We start from the raw sequence: 23325 nt of genomic DNA, 5'->3' as shown, positions 1-23325 counted from the left end.
GTACGGGCGGAACTAGACACTGCCCGACTGCACCTCGCCAGCTTGGAATTGCTCGATGAATTGGTCCAGCGTATGATGCAGCTTGGCATTCGTGACCATCTCTTTTACATTTTTCAGGAACAAATGAAGAATATCGTTCACTTCCTCATCGCTTACATAGCTCTTTTTATACGAGGCGGAAATATGGTAAATCTGATTCAGTTTTTTAACCTCCAGGTCTAAGGTGAATTTCGGAATATTTACAGCATACGGTATATCTTCCGTCTCTCTGAACTTCTTCAATGAATTATCTTCAAAGTCCATATAGAAATGGAATTGAGCGCCGGCCTCTTTGAAATCCCTTATGATATGGTTATACTGATAAAATTGATTTTTAATTCCTCCAATTGTTTTCGTTGTTACATTTTTAATATGTTCGTCGAGGGTAAGCTGCGGCTTCATCTCGACTCGAATCGGTATTAGATTCGTAAACACGCCGATGCAATTTTTAAATTCCGGCTCATATCGGTTCAGCATAGGCGTTACAATCGAAATGTCGCTTCGGTTCGTAAACATGCGGAGCGCAATCGCATAGGCGCTTAACAAGATAGTAAACATCGTCGTATTTCTTGACTTGGCAAACGCCAGCAACGCATCGGCCAAGTCAGAACTGATGTGGACGGAAGCATGGCCATATGAAGCATCACCTGCCGCTTTACTTTCGAGGGGATTGGTGAAATCAAATCCTTGAAGCTGATGCTTCCAGTAATCTCCCATTTCGGCGTATTCTTTTGCAGCGTAAAATGTCTTTTCAAATGCAACATACTTGGAGTACGGGGACAGAGGTGCAGCGTTGGCATGCCGCTTCCCGAAGGCCTCCATCTGTTCCTGCAGGAGCGTTGTCGAGTAGCCGTCGAGTAAGATATGGTGGATGTCAAATAATAATAGCTTTTGTTCAGGGGCTTCAAATAGAGTCAAATGAAACAGCGGGTATTCGCTAAGTTGGAACGTTTTGACATACTTGGCGAAGTCGATATCGTCTGCGGAAGCAACCTGGACCCGTTGAATCTCGACCGGCTTCATTGGGTTGACGCATTGCACCAGTTTATTGTTCACCGTGGTAAACGTCGTTCTTAGCATATCGAACTGCTCCACGAACTTGTTCACATTCACGACCAGATCTTCATAATCATCGCCTGATTTGTCAGAGACAAAGCCAATATTATAGACATGTTTATGACTGCTGAGCCGGTAATCGAAATAGATTCTTTCCTGCGGACAGCTCATATCATAATAAACGATGTCCGTCTGTTGTTTTTGATCACGGACCGCAGCCTCTTTTCCCTTGCTCTTCTCCGCGCTTTCCATCCTTTCCATTCGCGAAGCAATATACTCGGACAGGCTTTGTATCGAATCGAATTCGAACAGATCCGCGATTTTGACGATGTTCGGATACAGCTTGTTGATCGTGTCATGCATTTCCGTAAGCAGAATGGAGTCGCCGCCCATTTCAAAAAAGCCTTCGTAAATATCCACTTCATCGTAACCCAAAATCTCGCCGTAAATCTGGCCGATTTTTCGCTCGACAGAGGTATAAATTCCCTCCACATTGCCTTTCAGCTTGATGTTCTCCGCCTCAGCCTTTGCCGCGTTCTCGACCGGTGTATAAATTCCTTCCAACTTCCCTGTCAGTTTAATGTCCTTGCCGGAGGGACTTGCCGGATTCGCCTCTTGAACGGGCCGAGAAGGTGCTAGCTCAACAAGGATTGGAGCTGCGGCTTCACTGAGCGGCTTTTTATAAGCCTCTTTATAAATTTTCGCCGTGAAGCTGGGAGCCACTGCATTGCGGCTATTTTCCAGCAGCGGGATCAAGTCAACGTCTTCATTGAACTGGCCGATGACGACACGCTGCGGCTTGCTTCGGAGCAGCTCGTTCAGCGCATTTACGGCCTCGCGATTGGTGATGGCTTTGGTCACTGTATCTACATTGGTGCCCTGTTTATGCGCCATACCCGTTTCTTTCCAGGCAACCCAGTTCACGGTATACGTATTTCTTCCTTGCGCATTCAAGTAATCGGTGTACGCATCCAGAAATGCGTTGGCCGCCATATAACAGCTTTGTCCCGGTTCGCCCGCATCGGTCACATTAGATGAATGCAGGAGCATGAAATCCAACTGATCGTTGCGCGTAAATTCCGCCAAGTTCCAGGTTCCCCTTATTTTTGGCGCGAAGACGCTCAGGTAGCTCTCCTTTTCCTTCCTCAGCATGAAGCTCGGTTGAATGACGCCCGCACAATGCACGATCCCGTTTATTTTTTTATACTTCGTACGTACGGACTCAAGCATGGCCTGCACATCATCCGCATTGCTCACATCACACGCGATAAATTCCAGCGTAGATCCGTTCTTCTTTATTTGCTTGAACTCCTTAATCTGTTCCTGATACCCTTCCTTCGACTCATAGGCTTCCCACACCGATTCATCCGGAAATCCTTTTCTGCTTAACAGAATAAGATTGCACTTCGCCTGCTCGCTGAACAGTTTAGCATTTTGAATGCCGATGCCGGAGGTACCGCCCGTAATAATATAGGTCCCTCCCTGTACAATCCGGTGTGCCGTCTCCGGTTGCATCTCGGCTTCATCGAACTCCTCAACATAGCTTATGCCTTGGCGCAAGCCAATCACATACATCGGATGATCCGCGAACAGTTGGCCAATGATTTGCTTCACATCGGTATCCATATCCGTATCAATGGCGCGGCAGCTTATATTCGGAATCTCTTGCTCAATGACTTTGCCGAGACTTAACACCGTCGCATGATGAGGCAGCAGCCGCTGCTCTTCTCCCGAGATTCGATACGCATTACAGGCGACAAGAACGAGCTGGACAGGTTGATCCAGACGCGCTTTTACCAATCCTTTGACCAAATGAACCACATTGAAGAAGCCATATTCGAATTCCTCATACATGTCATGAATGTTGCTCGCTTCCGCATCCCGATAAGCGCCGACATGTACGATCTTGCGGATCGGGATATCCGACAGCTGCAAGAACAATTCCTTAAAATCGTCAGCATGGTTCCCGATGCGGTACCTGTCGTGATCGATTTGTGTAAAACCGATATCTGACGCAAACACCTCAATCACTCTTACGCCTTCTTCTCTTAGTGCGCGGGCAAGAAGGGGGTTGCCATGGCTATCGCTATGAACCAGTACGCAGGTCTCCTCTTGCCGCGGCAAGGTAACCGTAATTTCATCCTGAACCACCCAGCGCTTATGGTGGAAGAAATGGTCATATACCGTTTTCTCGCGTAGCGGCGGTGTTTCTGTGACCGGTATCGGATACCAAGCATGATGTCTTGCATACGGGTAAGTCGGCAAATGGAGCTTCTGATACGGTTCGTTATACAAAGCGCTCCATCTGACGGCTGCGCCTTGAATATAGCAGTTGATAATAAATTGCAATGCTGCGGCATTCTGCTTATCCGCGTTGGCGCAATACGCATTCACCTCATCGCTTATCAGTTGCTGCTCCTTTGAAGTGATCTCATGCGGGTATTTCTCTTTCTTGCTTTCCGGAACAATCGAGTAATGACCGCAGCGGCACCAGTCATTCGCGATCTGCGCAAAGGATTCTAACTTGGCTAATTCCGTCAGCCTCGCCAGCAGCTCATGGTGATGATGATAGATAAATGCCAGACGGTGAGAATAATGCTTTCTTCCCCTATTTAGCGTGCAGGTGAGATCCATCAGATCGACGTTCGTGTTTTCCCGCAAATAAGCTCGATAGCGACGGATTAATTGAAATACGGCTTGCTCCGTTCGGGCCGATACTGTAAAGACGAGCGGAAGCTTGTGTTTGGTTTTGGCGCGGCTCGCCGCCTTCGGCGCCTCTTCCAAAATAATGTGCGCATTCGTTCCGCTCATTCCAAATCCGCTTATCCCGATGATCGCCTTTTCCCCTTTAGCCTTCAGCGGAGTAGCTTTGTCGACAACATATAAAGGGGAATGAATAAAGTCGATATTTTGGTTCGGCGCCTGAAAATGGAGGGTAGGCGGGATAAGCTTATGCTGCAGCGCGAGGATGCATTTGAATAAGCCGCACATCCCGGCCGCTTCATTCGCATGGCCTAAATTGGTTTTCACCGATCCGATGCCGCATATTTGTTTGTGGTCGGTACATGCCTCGAATGCGTTATGGATTCCCCTGATCTCTATCGGATCGCCTAGCTGCGTGCCCGTGCCATGCGCTTCGATATAACTGATATCGTGAGCCGTCACGCCCGCATTATGCCAGGCCTTTTGGATGGCATCCGATTGCGCCATATAGTTCGGAGCGGCAATGCCAAACGAACTTCCATCCTGATTAATGGCGCTTCCTTTAATGACGGCATAGATGGAGTCCCCATCCTTTTGCGCCTGCTTCAGCGATTTGAGCAGAACGACCCCGACTCCCTCGGCAATGGCCGAACCGCTCGCATTATCAGCAAAGGCTCTTGTTTTTTCTTCTGGGGATTCAAAGCCGATTCCGGTTCCATCCGCCAGAGGAATCGCCATAATGGATGCTCCGCCAGCTAACGCCATTTGACATTTGCCGAATCGAATCTGCTCGCACGCCATATGCAGGGCAACCAGGGAGGACGAGCAAGCCGTGTCGATGACCATGCTAGGTCCCTTGAGATCGAACACATACGCGGCTCTGCTGGCGGTCATGCTCACTTGTCCAATCGGCAAAGCATCATTGAACAGCTTCGGATCCATTTCATATAAAAGCCGGTTATACGCATTGCCAATATTGGCCGTATACCCAAGAAATACGCCCGTATTCGTCCCCTTCACACCATCTGCGCCATAGCCGGCATCATCGATCGCATTCGAGCAGCATTGTAAAAAGAGACGCATGACCGGATCAAGCAAGGCCGCATCGCGCGGAGAAATTCCGAAAAAAGCATGATCGAATTTATTTACTTCATCAAGATATCCGCATTTTCTAAACTTGATTTGCTCTTCACTGAAGTTGCGCGCCCGCAGGTGCTTCGTAATATCAACCGATCTCTCCGGCGGGATATCCCTTACGACGTTGATGCCATGAATGAGAACCTCCCAATAACTGCGCAAATCGTTACCGGCCGGAAGATCCAGTCCGACACCGATAATGGCGACACTGTCGTCATCCTGCTCCATGGAACTGGTCTCCACCGGCTTAACGTCAGGGTTCGGTGCAGCAGAATCGGATGGAATCGTGTCATAACATGCAGCTTCAACCGATATCGGTGCAACAGATATCGTGTCCCGGCTTATTCGTGCAGCAGCTTCGGCTTCCGGCTCGGGACAGGATGGGTGAACTGGTGAAGCCATGTGATTGCTTATATGCTCTGCCAACAAGCTAATCGTCGGGTAGGAGAACAGATCGGTTACCTGCAATACGCCAGGAAACACCTCATTCAGATCCTTATAAATAATGGACAATAAAATCGAATTGGCACCCAGCTCAAAGAAATTATGATGGACATTCATCTCCTCATAACCGAGATTTTTGCAGCATACTTTAATGAGCGTGTCCTCAACATTCCCGTACTGTTCACGTTGGCTTGCATCGTTTGAGCTTTTACGACTTTGGCTCTCATTCGCATTCTCGCTCAGCGCTTCGGCGATTCTAGGGGATAGCTGCATTGGGTATGTCTTTAACAGCATCGAAATTTTATCTTTAAGATTTAATCTCGCCACGACGACAGAGCCGCTGCCCCGCTGCAGCACGGAAAATAAGGCCTGGATAGCCTCCTTCGTCTTGATCGTCTGAAATAAGGTGTCAATGGTAAACTTCGATTTGACCGCCATGCCAATTTCAGACCATGTGGCCCAGTTGACCGTAATACTTTTGCTTCCGCATACTCTGCTGCGGTAATCGCTATAGCTGTCCAAATAGATATTGCCTGCAATATAACCGGGCAGATCGGCACTGCTAAAAATAGTCGAAATACTGGAGAACATCAGAAAGAAATCCAGGTTATGATCCCTTGTGAAATGATCCAGCATATATGTTCCGATCACTTTGGGCTTCAGTATGTTCGTCAGATGCTCCTCATTGAGCTGTTCGAATGTAATGCCCCCGCTGATTCCAGCGCCGTGAATGACACCGTTAATCCTCCCATACTTCGTCTTCACGTATTGAAGGACGAATTGCAGCGCGTCCGCATCGGCAATATCGACCGCATGATATTCAATATGTTTCGTTTTCGCCTGAAGCAAGCGAAGCCGCTCGATCTTCTCGGCCACGTCGCTTTCCGGGCTGGTTCGCCGTATCGTATCCCATTCGGATGGGTCAGGCAGCCGGGTACGCCCGACAAGAATCAGTGACACATCTTTTGCACGATGCGCCATTTCCATCGCCGTGGCAAAGCCTATCCCGCCTAAGCCGCCGCTTATGAAATACACCCCGTCATCTTGAATGACGAGTTGTTGGTTGTCAGTTTCCCATTCAGCTTCATGCAAGCCTTCATAATAGCGCGTATTGTCACGGTAAGCGACAATATCCTTATTGGATACGGCACAGATCTCATCGGCGATCCGGGTCCAATCGGTTTGATTATCCATATCGATGCAGCATGACGTTATATTTTTGAACATGCGGTTCAAAGACTTGCACAGCCCGAACATAGAGGAGTTGTTCGGATTTACATCCGCTTCGTCCCCGGTCACTTGAAAGCAATGGTTCAAAAGAGGCGTGATTTTCAAGCGATTTTCGTAATTCGCAAATTCACGATAGATGCTTACCACGCTCAACAACTGTACTTTTTGCCTATCGAGCAATTGCTCAGCGGACCAGCTCTCTTGTTGGCCATGCAGATCGGCGATCACAATATGAGAAATGTCCTTATACGGTATCTCGCCGAATAACTGGCTGAAATATTTTTCAATGCCCGTTCTTTTCGCTTCGTCTATATCGATGCCTATCGTTTCAACAGCAAAAAATCGTTGGTTTAGACTATCACATAATTCTTCAATCTGATCCTCTTGCCGATGGATGACTAAGCATCTTCCCAGGTCATGGTTTTTGACGAGCGAATCGGCTTCGACAAAAACCCTTTTATAGAACAAATCAGAGGAAACGGGAACGGGTTCCTCCTCTTTTTTCGGATGATCCAATTTGCTTGCCAGCTCGGTCCAGTTTCTTTTTTTCTCTTTTTTGGGCAGCCAACAACGAGTTCGTTTGAAGGGGTAATAAGGTATTGGAATATGCTTCGGTTCCATCCCTTGGTAGAGCGCGCTCCAATCCATTTTGGCGCCATAACTGTACATTGTGGCCAAATAATCCAAATCGGCCTGCAATTCATCCTGACAGCTGCCGGTTCCCTCATTCATGAAGCTGGTATTGCAGCGTTTTAACGCCGATCGAATTTGAGAATAATCCATCTCTTTGGACTCATGGGGTTGGTCATTATAGTATACGCCATCGATATTCGTCCATTCGCTCGGGTCGGTCGTGGCTAAGCGGTTGAAAACCGCAAGCAAATGATCGCGATTCGAAAAAACGACGGCTGCTCTTTGGGCATGATGGGCTCGATACAGATTGGCATTGGCGGCAAAGAGGTTCACATCCACTTCATTTTTTTCAAGGTAGTCTTTATAGTGATGAACTAGTGAAACCAGGCTTGCTAATGACTTAGCCGATAGACCAAGCAGGTTGTTGTCCGGCGCTTGCATAGGTTCATATTGATTGTCATATTCCTGGACAATGACATGAGAGTTCGTTCCGCTGATACCGAACGCGCTGATGCCGCAAATTCGCAATCCATCCTTTTTCCATTCCCGGGTCGTACTGCTGATATAGAAAGGAGAATCGCAAAAATCGATTTTTAAATTCGGTATATTGAAATGGCTTGCTCCCGGTATTTTTTTATGCTTGATCGCCGCAAGCGCTTTGATAAAGGAAGCCACGCCAGCCGCTTCATAGAGATGTCCAATATTGCTTTTGGATGAACTCAGTCCGCAGAATTGCTTTTTATCGGTAAATTTTTCAAAAGCGCTGGTTAGACCTCTAAATTCAATCGGATCGCCGAGCGCGGTCGCTGTCCCATGGGTTTCAATATAATCGATCTCTTCCACGGACACGCCGGATGATTCGAGTGCTTCCAGTATGACAGTGGCTTGCGCGGCAGGATTGGGTGCCGTAATACTGGCGGAGGCGCCATCATTATTAATGGCCGTCCCCTTGATGACCGCATAAATATGATCCTTGTCTTGTTCTGCCGCCTTCAGCGGTTTTAACAAGACAACGGCCGATCCTTCTCCGATGGCCGCTCCGCTGGCGGAGTTATCGAAGGTCCTCGTTTTATTATCATCCGTTTCGAACCCTACATTCATATCATCATACGCGATAGGAAAAGAGTGGAGCCGAATGCCGCCGGCAATCGCCATCGTACAAGTTCCGTTTTTGATGCTCATGCAGGCATCGTGAATAGCCACCAGCGAGGAAGAGCAGGCCGAATCGATAATCATCGTCGGCCCTTTCAAGTTCAATATGTACGAAGCGCGCGAAGGCACCATACAAGGCATATTGCCGACATTGGAATATTTAATTAACTCCGGGTTGTTATGAAATATATTCGTAGAATAATTATCTTTCGTCGATCCTGGGGTATAACCAATGAAAATACCGGTCTTTGTCCCATTCAGCATGTCCGGAGTGTATCCCGCATCATCAAATGCATGAAAAATCGTTTGCAGCAGGATCCGCTGAATCGGATCCATCACCTGTGCCTCGATCGGCGAGATTTTGAAAAACTCGTAATCGAATTCGTCGATCCGCTCCAAATATCCTGCCTTATTATAGGAAATGCGTCCGTTCGGGTTCGGCATCATAAGCGAATAGAGCTGAGCCAGGTCTTCCAGGTCGTCTTGGCGGCCTTGCGGCAGATCTCGGATACAGTCGATATTATTTTCGAATATCCCCCAGAACTCCTCCAAATTGTTCGTGCCGGCGATTTGCAGCCCTATGCCGATAACAGCTATATCATCGTCTTTATAAGGTGAACGATCGAGATGATTCATCGCGTTATCCCACTTTCCTCAAGGTTATCGTGAACCTAACTCGCATGCTTGCCTGTACTTTCTTAACGCCGCATGTATGAACTTCGTTGTCTATAAGGCGTTATATACATTGGCGAACCGGTAGAAAGAATTGGTTTCATCCAACAACGTTTTTACGCAATTTTTCAATTCTCTCGGTTCTAGCCTTTTCATTCGAAGTGCAGCAATCAGCATATCGAGCATTTCTGGATGCGGATCGGTTGTCGTTCCCACATGATTTCGTTGTTGTTCATTGTATTTTTCTTTAATTCTTTCATAGATTTGAACAACTTCTTTATATTCGTTTTGGTTCTGATTTTTGTTCTCGGTGGACACGAGTATGCTAAGGCATCTTCCGGCAAAATTGGGCATATCCTTGGCAAAATTCGGGTCGGACTGAAATAACTCATCCAACTTTTGCTTATCCTGAATCAAGCCATAACAATACGTTGTGATTGCCGGCCGATCTTCATTAATCAATTCAGACAATAATAACTTGGGACTCATTTCAATCGTCGCCGTAACGCCATATTTATGAAACAGGTTGGTGGCCGATGTAAATAAGACGGGACTAATTAAATGGTAGGTTAACGTTTGGGCTATTTGAGCCGGATTGGATAAAGGAGCTCCAGTATAATTCGAAATGACAGGAAAACGGAATGGATAAAATTCAAAGCCATTCATAAAATCTAAATATTCCATGCAAATCTCATTCATGAGAGGGGAGTGAATGGGCGGACTATGAAATAGCGGAGATACAGTGGCCCCCTTCTCCAGCAGCATTTGCTCGACCGCTTCCAGCTTGTCGTTCCATCCGCTGATTGCGTATTGACTCCCGGAATTGAAGCATGAAATATAAACGCTCTCCTGTGCGTTGGATGCCTTGATGCAATCTTCTATCATTTGCGGGCTGGCTTGTTCAATGATCGCCATATGACCGGTATTCTTATCGATAATCCTGCTTACCAGTTCTCCCCGCTTCGCCATGATGGTGATCGCGTCCGCGAAGGTCATCGCTCCTGCACTCACCAATGCGGCATATTCTCCAATACTATGGCCAACGGCGAATTGAGGGTACATGCCATAATCGTTCATATACGCCCTGAATATCGCAATCTCAGCCGTCAGGATAGCAAGCTGCATATTTGCAAATTCATTCATGCTGCTTACGCTCCCATGGAAGCAGAGGTTAGCCATATCCAGGCCTGAGACCTCGCTTGCTTCCTCGAAGGTCTGCTTTGCTATCGGATAATTTTCATAAAATGCTTTTCCCATCTGCAAGAACTGAGTGCCTTGCCCCGGAAAAAGAAAAGCGAATTTCTCCATGATCGCTCATGCCTCCTTGTAATATAAGGAATGTGCTCAAATAATAACGGCTATATATTTCTAATCGTATGAAGGGCGATCAGCATTTCATGCATTTGCGAGGTTCCTTCAATAATTTCATTGATTCGGGCATCCCGCATATACCTTTCCACTGGATAATCACGGCTGCATCCATTCGCTCCATGAATTTGCACGGCATCGCTTGCGGCCTGGTTAACCATCTTGGAGGCAAAATATTTGGCCGTCCATGTCTCCATGATCGAATCGGGATCCATAACATCCTTCAAATACCCCGACTGATAACATAAGAGCCTGGCTGCCTTCACATTTACCGTCATTTCCGTGATCATCTTCTGAATCAGCTGGTTCTCCCTTAATGCCCTGCCGAATTGCCTTCTTTTTCTTGAATAGTCTACCGACTGCTCCAAGCAAGCCTGGCCCAAGCCTACACATCCGCAGGCTACCGTATATCTCCCGTAGTCGAGACAATGCAAGGCCACATGGGATAACCCCGTCCCGACGCTGCCCACCATGTTATCCTTCGGGATTACACAATCGGCCAAATGCAGTTCCGCCAGCATCGAAGCCCTGGCGCCCAGCAAGCCGGATATAGCCGTTGCGGTAAAACCCGGAGTGTTGCGTTCGACCAGAAAAGCCGTTGGTTTTCCTTCGCACTGGGCGAACACCAAATAAATATCCGCGATCTGTCCCATCGTGATCCATTTTTTATGTCCATTGATTACGTAAGTATGGCCGGATGCAACCGCCGCCGACTGCACATTCTTGGCATCACTGCCCACCTCCGGCTCGGTGAGCGCAAAAGCGCCGATAATTTCACCGGCGGCCATTTTCGGCAGCCATTGATGCTTCTGTTCTTCACTTCCCCAGCGAAGGAGAGCCAAGGCCACCATTCCATGTACGGTCACCAGGCTTCTCAAGGAAGAGCACCCGCGTCCTATTTCTTCGTTCAGAATTCCAATGGTCACCCAGTCCAGCCCCAATCCGCCGTACTCCCGTGGCAGCATGGAACCAAGGTATCCCTTCTCCTTCAATCGCTCCATTAATTCGGGATCGATCCGCTCTTCTCTGTCGTTTTTTTCAGCATAGGGCATCACGACCTCATCTACAAAATCCCTGAACTCCGCTTTCCAGTTGAGCTGTTCCTTCGTCAATTCGATTTTCATCATCATTACCCACTTTACGGATTATTAACGACTCCGGCTTTTCTCTCAATCAGTTCAACAATTTTATGGATTGACCTAAAGTTGTTGAGGTCCAGATCTTGATTATCAACCCGGATATGAAATTCTTTTTCGAGAAACATGACCAATTGCATCGCAAACAAAGAGTTTACATACCCCAATGAAAAAATATCATCATCATCTTGTAATTCGTGCTTTCTAAAAAACCTGCTCACAAATTGCTTGATTTTTACCTTGGCGTCTTCCATAGATAATCCCCTTTCTTATCTATCATCAAATTTGGCCATTCGCCTGCACCGAGCCTTATTTATATGTATAAAATCCTTGTCCCGACTTTCGGCCGCACAAGCCGGCATCGACCATTTTCCGCAGCAGGGGGCAGCAGCGGAATTTAGAATCTTGATAGCTTTCATATAGCACATCCAAGGATTGCACCACGGTATCTAAACCTATCAAGTCAGCCGTCTCCAAGGGACCCATTGCATGGGAATAACATTTCTTGAATATCTCATCCACTTCCTGGGGGGAAGCCACTTGGTCTTGAACGACAAAGGCTGCTTCATTCATGAATAAATGAGAAATTCGGTTGGACACAAAGCCTGGGTAATCATTCACTACGATCATTTCTTTTCCAATGGATGAGAGCAAATCTTTAATCTGATCTATCGTCGATTCCGCTGTATAATATCCCCGGATGACCTCCACCGCCGGCTTCATAGGCACCGGATTCATAAAATGAGCTCCCGCTATGAGCGCTGGCCTTTTCATTAATGCTGCGATTTTGGTAATCGAGATACAAGAAGTATTCACAAGGATTACACAATCATTCGGGCAGATGCTGTCTAATTTTTGATACACTTCCTGCTTGGTCTCCCATTTTTCCGTTACGTTCTCGACAACATAGTCCACATCAGCAAGCAGATCATAATCCGTAGATAACTGTATTCTCGACAGTACGGCGTCAGGATCTGCTACGGTTTCACTCCTTTGAAATAATCCCTGGAACCTGACGTTGTTGTATATTTCCTCGCTTGCTTGCATCAGTGTCTTGTCACAAATATCGATGAGAACGACCGGATAGCCTGATTGGGCGAAGGCCTGGGCAACACCTTTGCCCATAACGCCAGCTCCAATAACGCCTATTTTCTTCACAATTCATCCTCCATCAATGAAAGATACTTGGGATGGCTAATTAAAATGCCATGAAGCACTAGCTCTTCAATAAAAGCTTCAAATTCTTCAAAGGGATAACTATCATGATAGATTTCATGAATCGTAACATACCTTTCCGCTGCAGGCTGGATGATGTGATAGATTTCATCCTCCAAGAAAAAGGATTCACGAGTCACAACATCCGTAAATAACTTTCCGTTTTTGAAATTTTCTACGGCCATCTTTGGATTGAATGTGTACAACAAAATACCACCTATCTATAAATTATTCTGTTTAGAGTGTGTACTAATGGCTTTTAGCGAGTCAACATATCAAGAAGATGTATTCATGCCCCGCGTAAGTAATTATTGTTTAGTTTCCTCAGAAACCCCAAGTTTTACAACTTTAAGTTGTTTCATTGTGCTACACCTCCTTATTTGCGCTTCAGCATATCAAGAAGATGTATTCATGCCCTCGTAAGTATTATTGTTTAATTTCATCAATAACCCCAAGCTTATACACTTTAAGTTGTTTCATTGCGCCTCACCCCCTTTTCATTCGACTCATTAGTACACACACAAAAAAGAACAATGAATATTAGCCGTGAAAAATTCTATCTTCTAACAACTTCGATGATCTGCTTATTCATATCCATTTCCCGTTGATACAGATTATCTAGTTGGCCATCCAACAAAATGGGCGAATCATGGGTATAATTTTTATAGATATCCACACAAAGTCTCTCCCATAATTGAATGCACTCGGAAATGATGTTTTGCAGATCAGGCTTATTGCCAGGCAGACTTCTTACTAAGTAATGTTTCGAGATAATAGGTCCATTCGGATTTTTAATTGACTTCAGCAACTCAAAATATGAAAAAGAGCGGTAAAAAGAATCTAAGGAATTTATATTCTCTATTTCCATTTTCAGAACATTGAATTGATGCTGCAAAGTTGATAAGATTTTGGCCGCATTTGTCTTTATTACCTCTCTAACGGAGTCTTTCATTTGCTTACAGCTGTACTCCGTTTCTATGTGTAAATCAAGCAAACAATTTTTATATTCCTTTACATTATCCATGGCGAGCTTCAAATCTTCCCCGCTCAGAAGAGCGTGATCATATTTGTGATCACTTAACGTAAACTGGTCATTTGCAGAATCATAAGATCTTAACATAATGAAATGGGAGCCAATATTTTTTTTGTAATTTACGGAATCATAAGGCAAGAAAAAACAATTGGTGCACACCGTTTGAAGATCGTTTTCGCCGATCCTTGTCATAATGACTTTTATCGCTTCCTCATAATTGATTAAGAGCTTTTTCTCAATGGATAACCCGGTACATATGCGGAAAAGTTCATCATCGATAACACTGCCCTTTATATTCAGAAGCGGGAAAGGTTCGTCCCTTTCCTTTTTTACCGCAAACGTATGCCCGCCGAGCAAATGAAAGATATCCATTTGTTCCAACGCGATGTTACGCAATTGGCATAACTCTGAAATGACATAATAATAACAATGTTTATTGGCCATGATTTATCCCCTAACACGATTATTCAAGCTGAATTCCAAAATGAACCTCAAAAAGAAAAGCGCAGAAACTTTCCGAACATTTGCAAATCTGCAGGCATCCGTGCCGTCAGCAGATCAGACATCGCAGGAGCTTCAGGTGGAGAAGACCAGTATGAACATGTCATCAGCTGTCCTAGTTGTCGTCAGAATAAAAGATTCGGGTTCAAAAAAAGAAGTGAATCGCAAGTGATGAGGTAAACATTCCATGATGTTGCTTAAAAATGAAGGAGGAAAACATAAAAATACGTTCTCGGAGAGCTTGCATGAATCCGCAGGCCATGCAGAGATAGAGGTGAATCCTTTCGCCCGTTCCCAAGATTCACTCTGGAGTTTTCTAATCCCGGGAAGCTATAGCTATTAAAGTAATATTTAATAAATATTTTCTGTAGAACTGATTTATAGAAATAATATTTTTTCGCAGATCATTATTGCGAACATGTCAAAAGCCCGGTTCCTATCGAACCGGGCTTTTGACGCGATAGCCTCCTGCCTTAGCGGAACATCCCCCAGAGCTTCAGGAGATGGAACGTATTGTTCGGGTCAATCTTCTGCGCCAGCACGAACTGCACGATCGCTTCCTCCTGCTGGGCGCTCACGGACTCGTTCAGCGCACTCGTTACTTTGCGCACCAGCCGGCGGACCGTCTGGCGGTTCTGAAGATCCGCCTTCGTCACGCCGTCCACAATCTGCTTGACCCGCTCCTTCATGGCGGACTGCTTCATCTTCAGTTTAATTCGTTCAACGAGCTGCGGGCTGATCCCGTATTTCGTATAGCTCATTTTCGTCGGCACACCTCCGGAACACAAGTTGGCCAGAGCTCATCGGAGCGAGCTCGAATGGCACTCTGTTCCAATATATGTGCGAACGCTTGTCTGCTATCCGCCCGAATTGCCCAATCGGCCGAAATACCATCCGTCCGGGCGCCCGCGAACGGCTCGGGGCTAATCCATCCGCTCGCCCTGGAGCAGCTGCTCGCGCTGCAGCACCTCGCGCAGACCGCCATAATCCGGCGACGTCCAGAACGTCTCCGACCGGATCAGCGCGGCTGCATCATCGCGCGCCTGCTCCAGCACCGCGTAGTCGTTCGCCATATCCGCCAGCTTGAACTCCGGCAATCCGCTCTGCTTCGTTCCGAAAAAATCCCCCGGACCGCGCAGCTCCAGATCGCGCTGCGACAGCTCGAAGCCGTCGTCGGTCTCGGTCATGATACGCATCCGCTCCTGGCCGACCTCCGACTTCGGATCGGCGATCAGCACGCAATACGACTGATGCCCGCCCCGGCCAACCCGGCCCCGCAGCTGATGAAGCTGCGACAGCCCGAACCGTTCCGCATCCATCACGATCATGAGCGTTGCATTCGGCACGTCCACGCCGACCTCGATAACCGTCGTCGAGACAAGCACCTTCGTCTCTCCGGCGCTGAAGGAACGCATCGCCTCATCCTTCTCGGCCGGCGTCATCCGTCCATGCAGCAGCCCGACAGGCAGATCGGGGAAGGCCTGCTGCATCTGTACATGCACGTCGATGGCATTCTGCACGTCAAGCTTGTCCGATTCCTCAATCAACGGACAGATGACATAAGCCTGATGCCCGGCCTCCGCTTCCCGGCGAATGAAGCCCAGCACCCGGTCAAGCATGTCATGCTTGACCCAATACGTCTTGATCGGCTTGCGGCCCGCCGGACGTTCCCGAATCGACGACACGTCCAGATCGCCGAAGACCGTAATCGCCAGCGTTCGCGGAATCGGGGTGGCGGTCATCGTCAGCACATCCGGATTCCAGCCCTTCCGGCGCAGAATGCTGCGCTGATTGACCCCGAAGCGATGCTGTTCGTCGGTGATGACGAGGCCGAGCTTGCGATAATGGACATCCTCCTGTATCAGCGCATGCGTCCCGACCAGGATGTCGATCATGCCCATCTGCAGCGCCGCGAGCACATCGCGGCGCTTCCGCTCGGTCAGACTGCCGGTCAGCAGCCCGACCCCAATGCCGTGGGGCTCGAACAGCCTCGTCAGCGAACGCATATGCTGCTCCGCCAATATTTCCGTCGGGACCATCAACGCCCCCTGGTACCCTGCCCGGACAGCGGCATACAAGGCCGTCGCGGCAACGACCGTCTTGCCGGATCCGACATCGCCCTGCAGCAGCCGGTTCATGCAGGACGGCTGGCGCATATCATGCAAAATGTCGGTAACCGCCTGCTTCTGCCCGTCCGTCAGCTCGAACGGCAGGCTGCGGGTGAACTGGCGCACCGTGGCATTGTCGACCATGAACGCGACACCGTCCGAGCGCTCCCGAGTCAGCGCACGGAAGGCATGCAGCTTCAACTGGAACAGCAGCAGCTCCTCATAGACGAGCCGCCGCCGCGCCTGCTTGCCTTCTTCGACATCATGCGGCACATGCATCGCGCGAACCGCTTGCTTCCGCGGCATAAGCCGATAGCGCCGAAGCATCTCCGGCGGCAGCGGTTCTGTCATCGCTTCGCCGAACTGCTGCAGCGCCTGGGCAATCGTCTTGCGCATCCACGCCTGCGTAATCTTGCCCCCGACCGAGTAGACCGGCTGCAGGGTGTCAATCCGGCTCGTCCCTTTATCGGGGAATTCCGACGTCGAGACTGTCAGCTGCATCCGGCGCTGATCCCATTTGCCGGTCAACACAATATCCCGCCCTTGCTCCAGCTGCTCGCGCAGATACGGACGGTTGAACCAGGTGGCCGTAATCAGCCATTCCTCCACCAGCACGCGGCAGGTCAGTCTGGACTTGCGGCCGTACCGCTGCAGGACAGGCTGGCTCATAATACGTCCTTCGACAGTAACTTTGTCGCCATCCTTCACATCGCTCAGACGGCGGAGATGAAAATCTTCATAACGGAAAGGGAAATAATCGAGCAAATCGGCAACGGTAAAAATGCCAAAGGCGTGAAGCTCGGTTTGTTTCAACGCGCTCACGCCTTTGACCATGGTTACGGGACATTGACTCAATGGAATCATGGCCGGTAACGTCCGTATCCTGTCAGGACGATGCTTCGTCCGCAGGCCACATGAAGACCGCGGCGACGCCAGTCCCGACATGGGTGCCGATGACCGAGCCCACGATCGTGTAGTCCATGGATCGAACGTCCAATGTATTCTGAATCGCTGCCGCCAATTCATCCGCTGCCGACGGATTGCTCGTATATCCCATGACCGTATGCACCGGTCTTCCCTCGAATTGCTGCTTCAGCATCTCCAGGATGCGGGCCACCGCTTTCTTATGACCCCGCACCTTTTCCACCGCATACACTTCTCCCTCATCATCGATAGAGAGAATCGGTTTAATATTGAGCAGTGTGCCGAATAATGCCGCTGCTTTGCCGATGCGGCCGCCCTTTTGCAAATATTCCAATGTATCAACCAAAAAGAAAAGCTTGCGTTCCCGTTGATAACGTTCAATCATGGCCAAAATTTCTTCTTTCGTACGGCCTGCCTCCGCCATCTTGGCGGCTTCCACCACGATGAGCCCGAATCCGTAGGATGCCGACTTCGAATCGACAATCGTAATATCGGACTCTTCTTCCATCATGTTCTTCGCGAGCACGGCGGATTGATACGTTCCGCTGAATGAGGCCGACAGATGAATCGAAATGATCTGCGTGTCCGGCTCGGCATTCAACCGCTTGAACACCTCCAGGAACTCGATCGGAGAAGGCTGGGACGTTGTAGGCAGCCGCTTCGCTTCAACAAGCAATTGATAGAACCGCTCTGCACTGATCGTAACCGCATCCTGGTACATATCGTTCCCGAAATGCACCTTGAGCGGAATCATCTCAATGCGATAGCGTTCGCGTAATTCCTGTGGAATATCCGCTGTGCTATCCGTGACGATACGGATAGATGCCATTCACATCCCTCCTTCGCTACTCAACTGAGATAAGATATGCATAAATAGGCTGACCGCCCTGATGGACTTCCACTTCCGCATCCGGATAATGCTCGCTTAACCATTCGATTAGCGCTTCCGTATCGTCCGCCTTCGCCTCTTCGCCTGTAAGCAGCGTAATCACCTCGCCGCCGTCCTCCAGCATCTGCGTGAGCAATTGCTGCAGCGTGTCTCTCATCGAGTCGGTCGTTACGACAATCTTGCCGTTGGCGATGCCCATATAGTGGCCTGCCTTAATATCTAGCCCGTCCAGCGTCGTATCGCGCACGGCATAAGTAACTTGTCCGGACACAATATGGCTGACCGCATCCTGCATCGCGGTCCGATTCACCTCCAGGTCCTCGTCCTCCTGGAAGGCGAAGGCCGCCGCAATGCCTTGCGGGATCGTCTTCGTCTCGATGACCGTCACTTCACGGTCCACGAATTCGGCTGCCTGCTTCGCCGCCATCACAATATTCGAATTGTTCGGCAGGATGAAGATGTGCTGCGCCGTTATCTTACCGATAGCATCGATGAAATCCTGCGTGCTCGGATTCATCGTCTGACCGCCGGACAGAACGATATCCACCCCGAGGCTGGTGAAGATGTCGTGGATGCCCTGTCCCATCGCCACGGCGATGAAGCCGTATTGAGCGATCTCATCCGCAGGCGGTTCAACCGGAACGCTCTCCGTGACGATATCCGCAAGCGGCATCTCCGCGAACAGCTCCGGCATCGCGGACACTTCCCCATGCTCCCCTTGCAAAATATCGCGATGCTGCTCGCGCATGTTCAAAATATGAATCCGGATCAATTCCCCGTACTGCATCGCCAGATCAAGCACTTCGCCCGGCTTACGGGAATGAACATGGACTTTGATAATATCGTCGTCTGCGATGACGATAATGGAATCCCCATTTTTTGCGAGCGCTTTCCTGAATATATCTTCATGAAACGGCACAGCTGCAGCGCGATTGCGGGCACGATCGATAAAGAATTCCATATCATATAAAAATTCGATGTCTTCCGTATGCAGCTTGGCTTGTGCAGGCTTTGGCGCCGCGGTCGTCTTCTCGACCGGAACCGATATGACGGCTTGGGCGGGACTTTCAACGGTTCCTTCCGCCCCTGCTTCCAGCACAGCCAGAAATCCTTCATAAATATAGACCAAGCCTTGTCCGCCGGAGTCGACGACCCCGACTTGCTTCAGCACGGGCAGCATATCCGGCGTCTTGGCCAGCGCTTCCTTGGCCTTGTTCGTCACTTCCCGCATGAACTCGACCAAGTCCGGCGTCCGGCGCGCAATATGGACGGCATGCTTGGCCGTTTCTCTCGCGACCGTCAGTATCGTGCCTTCCACAGGCTTGACCACAGCTTTATAAGCAGTGTCCACGCCGCCTTGCAGCGCATGGGCGAATTGGAATGCGTTCACTTCGTCAAGGCCCGCTACGGCCCGGCTAAATCCCCGGAACAATTGGGACAGAATTACTCCCGAGTTCCCCCGGGCGCCCATAAGCAGCCCTTTGGACAACACCTCCGCCGTTTTGGCGATAGACGTGGACGGCTTCGCTTTCATTTCGGTAATGCCCGCTGTCATCGTCAAATTCATGTTCGTCCCCGTATCTCCATCCGGGACTGGAAAAACGTTCAATGTATTGACGTGTTCGGCATGGCGATTGAGCGAATCGGCCCCGCCCAGAACCATACTGGCAAATTGTGCTCCATTTAAAGAACGCTTGTTCAACGAATATTCCCCTTCCTAGCTTAGTACGCGTACGTCCTGTACAAAGATGTTCACTTGGTCCACTGCGAGACCGATGTCATGTTCAAGTACATACTTCACCTTGGCTTGGATGTTGTGCGCCACCTCGGAGATTTTGGTTCCGTAACTCACAATAATATATAAATCGATATGTAGACTATCGGATTGTTGGCGCACTTCGACACCACGCGACAAATTGCCCCGTCCGAGCAACTCTGCAATACCGTCCTTCAATTGCTTGCGTGATGCCATTCCAACGAGTCCATAACATTCCATAGCCGCAGAACCGGCGATCACCGCCACGACTTCTTCCGAAATGTTCACCTTGCCGAATTCCATATCGAGTTGGATGGCCATGGTTCACTCCACTCCTTTTTTTGAGTATTATGGACTAATCAACATTGTACTATAATAGAAAAGAGAAATAAACAAAGTTTTTGATTCGGTTGACTACAGATTTTAAAATATGATATCATATTTAGGTATTTAACGTATGAAGGGTGCTTTGGGATAAGGAGGTGTAAGGCATGGCTCGCAAATGTTATGTAACGGGGAAAAAACCAGGCTCGGGTAATCACAGATCGCACGCGAACAACAAATCTCGCCGCTCTTGGGGTGTAAACGTACAAAAGGTTCGCATCTTGGTTGACGGCAAACCAAAACGCGTATACGTGAGCACGCGTGCATTGAAGGCAGGTAAAGTGACTCGCGTCTAATCCCGGCCTCCATATAGAAAGAGCACCTGAAGCGCAATCAGGTGCTTTTTTTGATCGCCAAATTCATTCGCGATCTTTCGTCTCGACAACTTCGGACAGGCTTGTATCTCAACGGCTTGGCTTGTTTTGGAGGGAATCGCAGCCCCGGCGCTGTCATTCCAGCGCGGCACCGCCGGCGACTGGTAATGATGGTTCTTGTCCGGCATGGTGTGCGGCGGATGGCATCTCGGCAATCCTCCACCGAACGGGCATCCCCATCCAAGTGCGGCTGGGCCGCTGTCCCATGCTTGCCGGACAGCCGTCCGGAGCTCATCACCGTTACTGTATGTTGCCCCGCTCGCACATGCGCTCACGGATCGGATGGATGGATACCGACTCAGCTTCAATGCCGCCTGGAACGTCAGCTTTTTTGAAACGTATTTAAAATCGCCTTGACGAAACCTCCCAAAAACTTCGGCAGCTTAAACGTATAAAACTTCATGTTCCACCCTCCTCGTCATTCTCATCCTACCCCGCTAGTCTCTTGCAACATAAAAAAGGTTACATGAGAGATCTGTGCTCATGTAACCATCATATGCCGCAGGCCATTCATCTATGCACGGGCGACAAGCCTGATTCGCGCCCATTTACGCGGCAGGTGCCGGCATCTGCTGCATGTATAAATATACGGACATCATGAAGACAAAGACAAAATAGAACAAAATCGACAACAAAATCAAGCCGATGCGCATCCCCTTTGTCGGATTCCGCTTGAAAAAGCGAATTCCAAGCAAAAGCGCGCCGAGCGAGCAAATGATATTTAACGGGAAATTCAAAAAAGCGTAAAATCCGACCAGCGTGCCGCAAACAAAGCTGTACGATGCTAGCGTCAGCGCCGTTCTCCACATAGGCACTCTCCCCTTCTCCGGCCCTTCCGCTTCCGTCATTGCCGCGCTCGCTCCGCGGATTCACGGATAGACTGAATGGCCGCTTCCCGGCTTGGCGCTCCGTAGACCGCACTGCCGGCCACGAGCACATCCGCACCTGCCGAAGCGACCATTGGGGCCGTCTCGACCGTAATCCCGCCGTCAACTTCGATGTGAGTCTCTGCCCGTCCGAGCTCGTTCAGCCGTTGGCGAAGACGGCGGATTTTGTCCGTCATCGAAGCGATGAACTTCTGTCCGCCGAATCCCGGATTCACCGTCATGATAAGGACCAGATCAAGCTCTGCCAGCACCTCTTCGATCGCCGTCAGTGACGTTCCCGGATTAATCGCCACGCCCGCCCGGGCGCCGGCCTCCTTAATCTGATGGACGGCCCGATGGAGATGAGGGCATGCTTCTGCGTGCACCGTAATGATATCGGCACCGGCGGCGGCGAATGCATCAATATACTTCTCCGGCTCGACAATCATCAAATGCACGTCCAGCGGCAGCGCCGTATGCGGGCGGATCGCTTGTACAATGTTCGGTCCAAGCGTCAGGTTCGGCACGAAGCGGCCGTCCATCGCGTCCACATGAATCCAGTCGGCGCCTCCCTGCTCCACATTCCGAACCTCTTCGCCCAGCTTGGCGAAGTCGGCCGATAAGATAGAAGGGGCGATACGAATCGTTTGCAGTGCTGTCATGTCAGTACCTCCGTCGTTTGTCTTTCATTTCGTCGAAAAATAACAGGTAATGTTCATAGCGCGAATCAGCGATCAGGCCTTCCTGAACCGCCTCCTTCACCCGGCAGCCCGGTTCGTGAATATGAGTGCAGCCCCTGAACTTGCAATCGCTCGCATAGCTTCGGAATTCACGGAAGCACCAGCCGAGCTGCTCCACCCCAAGCTCAAGGAAATCAAGCTGGCTGAATCCGGGCGTATCGGCGATATATCCGCCCTGCGGGAGCGGCAATAGCTCGACGTGGCGCGTCGTATGCTTGCCCCGGCCCAGCCGCTGGCTAATCTGGTTCGTCTCCAATGACACCCCAGGGAGCATCGCGTTCAAGAGAGAGGACTTGCCGACGCCGGACTGGCCGGCGAATACGCTGATCTGATCAGCTAACCGGTCTGCCACGCCTTGATAGCCGAATCCGCCCTTGGCGCTCGTGGCGATAACTTCGTATCCGATGCGCCGGTACAGGGCGATTAACTCTTCCATCCGCCGGGCCATACGGGCCGCCGCCTCCTCCGGAAGCCGATCGAGCAGATCCCACTTCGTCAGCAGAATGACTGCCTCCACCTCTGCATGCTCGATATGGACGAGGAACTTGTCCAGCAGCTGCATGTTCAGCTCCGGCTCCGTTACCGAGAACACGAGCGCCGCCAGCGATACATTGGCGATCGGAGGCCGGATCAGCTCGCTCTCCCGCGGCTCGATCTCGTCCACCACGCCTTCTCCGTTCTCGGTGAAGGAGTAGACAACGCGGTCGCCGACCAGCGGGGACACGCCCTTCTTCTTGAAAATGCCGCGCGCCCGGCACTGCACCGTCTTTCCGCCGCGCTTCCCCTCTTCCTCCACGTAATAATATCCGCTCAACGCCTTGACGATAAGGCCTTTAGGCATGCTTATCTACCATGAACATATCGATTCCCTCCATGTAATTTCGAAGTTATAGAGGCCCCTCCATCGGCACATCGCCATCGGAGACGCGTGATGGAAGGGCGGGCAATCTTGTCTTGGAAGAAGG

At 49.7% G+C, this 23325-nt stretch carries 18 protein-coding genes; 1 reads left to right on the top strand and 17 read right to left on the bottom strand.

Translation table 11 applies throughout. From position 1 onward, the window contains the following. Positions 1 to 12: 12 nt before the first annotated feature. From FLT43_RS26740 to FLT43_RS26685, 12 genes are all read right to left on the bottom strand, one after another. Complete coding sequence (locus tag FLT43_RS26740; RefSeq protein ID WP_087442939.1) at positions 13 to 9030, bottom strand: SDR family NAD(P)-dependent oxidoreductase; 9018 nt, start codon at positions 9028 to 9030, stop codon at positions 13 to 15. Between the two features lie 90 nt (positions 9031 to 9120). Beyond that, entirely contained in the window at positions 9121 to 10374 is a 1254-nt protein-coding gene (locus FLT43_RS26735) for an ACP S-malonyltransferase (RefSeq protein ID WP_087442938.1), read from the bottom strand. A gap of 50 nt (positions 10375 to 10424) precedes the next feature. Beyond that, a complete protein-coding gene (locus tag FLT43_RS26730) occupies positions 10425 to 11564 on the bottom strand; it encodes an acyl-CoA dehydrogenase family protein (protein WP_244194223.1) in 1140 nt (379 codons plus the stop codon). Positions 11565 to 11572: 8 nt separating this feature from the next. Beyond that, on the bottom strand, positions 11573 to 11824 hold the full coding sequence (locus FLT43_RS26725; RefSeq protein WP_087442937.1) for an acyl carrier protein: 252 nt from the start codon (positions 11822 to 11824) through the stop codon (positions 11573 to 11575). A gap of 55 nt (positions 11825 to 11879) precedes the next feature. Continuing rightward, positions 11880 to 12731: a 3-hydroxyacyl-CoA dehydrogenase family protein gene (locus FLT43_RS26720; RefSeq protein ID WP_208620090.1), complete on the bottom strand. Its 852-nt coding sequence runs from the start codon at positions 12729 to 12731 to the stop codon at positions 11880 to 11882. After that, positions 12725 to 12991 (bottom strand): hypothetical protein, encoded by a 267-nt coding sequence (locus FLT43_RS26715; protein WP_087442935.1) that lies wholly within the window; start codon positions 12989 to 12991, stop codon positions 12725 to 12727. Before FLT43_RS26715 ends, FLT43_RS26720 begins: the two co-directional genes overlap by 7 nt. Positions 12992 to 13341: 350 nt before the next feature. Beyond that, positions 13342 to 14262 carry a BtrH N-terminal domain-containing protein gene (locus tag FLT43_RS26710; RefSeq protein ID WP_087442934.1) on the bottom strand — a complete coding sequence of 307 codons (921 nt, stop codon included), beginning with the start codon at positions 14260 to 14262 and terminating at the stop codon, positions 13342 to 13344. A gap of 530 nt (positions 14263 to 14792) precedes the next feature. Beyond that, positions 14793 to 15080, bottom strand: coding sequence for a stage VI sporulation protein F (locus tag FLT43_RS26705; protein ID WP_087442932.1), 288 nt, complete (start codon positions 15078 to 15080; stop codon positions 14793 to 14795). Positions 15081 to 15242: 162 nt separating this feature from the next. Continuing rightward, on the bottom strand, positions 15243 to 17291 hold the full coding sequence (gene recG, locus FLT43_RS26700; RefSeq protein ID WP_087442931.1) for an ATP-dependent DNA helicase RecG: 2049 nt from the start codon (positions 17289 to 17291) through the stop codon (positions 15243 to 15245). Positions 17292 to 17313: 22 nt separating this feature from the next. Then, a complete protein-coding gene (locus FLT43_RS26695) occupies positions 17314 to 18180 on the bottom strand; it encodes a DegV family protein (RefSeq protein ID WP_087442930.1) in 867 nt (288 codons plus the stop codon). A 16-nt stretch (positions 18181 to 18196) separates the two neighbouring features. Then, complete coding sequence (locus tag FLT43_RS26690) at positions 18197 to 19903, bottom strand: DAK2 domain-containing protein (RefSeq protein WP_087442929.1); 1707 nt, start codon at positions 19901 to 19903, stop codon at positions 18197 to 18199. Positions 19904 to 19957: 54 nt separating this feature from the next. Next, positions 19958 to 20317 (bottom strand): Asp23/Gls24 family envelope stress response protein, encoded by a 360-nt coding sequence (locus FLT43_RS26685; protein WP_006675264.1) that lies wholly within the window; start codon positions 20315 to 20317, stop codon positions 19958 to 19960. A 170-nt stretch (positions 20318 to 20487) separates the two neighbouring features. Here FLT43_RS26685 and rpmB point away from each other — a divergent pair, with 170 nt between their 5' ends. Further along, a complete protein-coding gene (rpmB, locus tag FLT43_RS26680) occupies positions 20488 to 20676 on the top strand; it encodes a 50S ribosomal protein L28 (RefSeq protein WP_087442928.1) in 189 nt (62 codons plus the stop codon). On the opposite strand, the gene FLT43_RS29810 is transcribed toward rpmB, so the two are convergent. The 5 genes from FLT43_RS29810 to rsgA all read right to left on the bottom strand — a co-directional run bounded on the left by FLT43_RS29810 (position 20673) and on the right by rsgA (position 23201). Next, positions 20673 to 21062, bottom strand: coding sequence for a hypothetical protein (locus FLT43_RS29810; protein ID WP_127510945.1), 390 nt, complete (start codon positions 21060 to 21062; stop codon positions 20673 to 20675). The two genes, rpmB and FLT43_RS29810, sit on opposite strands and share 4 nt — an antisense overlap. A 14-nt stretch (positions 21063 to 21076) precedes the next feature. Continuing rightward, complete coding sequence (gene spoVM / locus FLT43_RS26670; protein WP_006675261.1) at positions 21077 to 21157, bottom strand: stage V sporulation protein SpoVM; 81 nt, start codon at positions 21155 to 21157, stop codon at positions 21077 to 21079. Positions 21158 to 21302: 145 nt separating this feature from the next. Beyond that, positions 21303 to 21602, bottom strand: a complete 300-nt coding sequence (locus FLT43_RS26665) for a hypothetical protein (protein WP_244194222.1) — start codon at positions 21600 to 21602, stop codon at positions 21303 to 21305. Then, positions 21599 to 22282: a ribulose-phosphate 3-epimerase gene (gene rpe, locus FLT43_RS26660; RefSeq protein ID WP_087442926.1), complete on the bottom strand. Its 684-nt coding sequence runs from the start codon at positions 22280 to 22282 to the stop codon at positions 21599 to 21601. The genes FLT43_RS26665 and rpe overlap by 4 nt, the downstream gene beginning before the upstream one ends. Position 22283: 1 nt before the next feature. Beyond that, entirely contained in the window at positions 22284 to 23201 is a 918-nt protein-coding gene (gene rsgA / locus FLT43_RS26655; protein WP_087442925.1) for a ribosome small subunit-dependent GTPase A, read from the bottom strand. Positions 23202 to 23325 lie beyond the last annotated feature (124 nt).

The organism is Paenibacillus thiaminolyticus, assembly GCF_007066085.1.
GTDB lineage: Bacteria > Bacillota > Bacilli > Paenibacillales > Paenibacillaceae > Paenibacillus_B > Paenibacillus_B thiaminolyticus.
The sequence above is the reverse complement of the archived record's forward strand: the minus strand, read 5'-3'. Positions and strand labels throughout refer to the sequence as shown.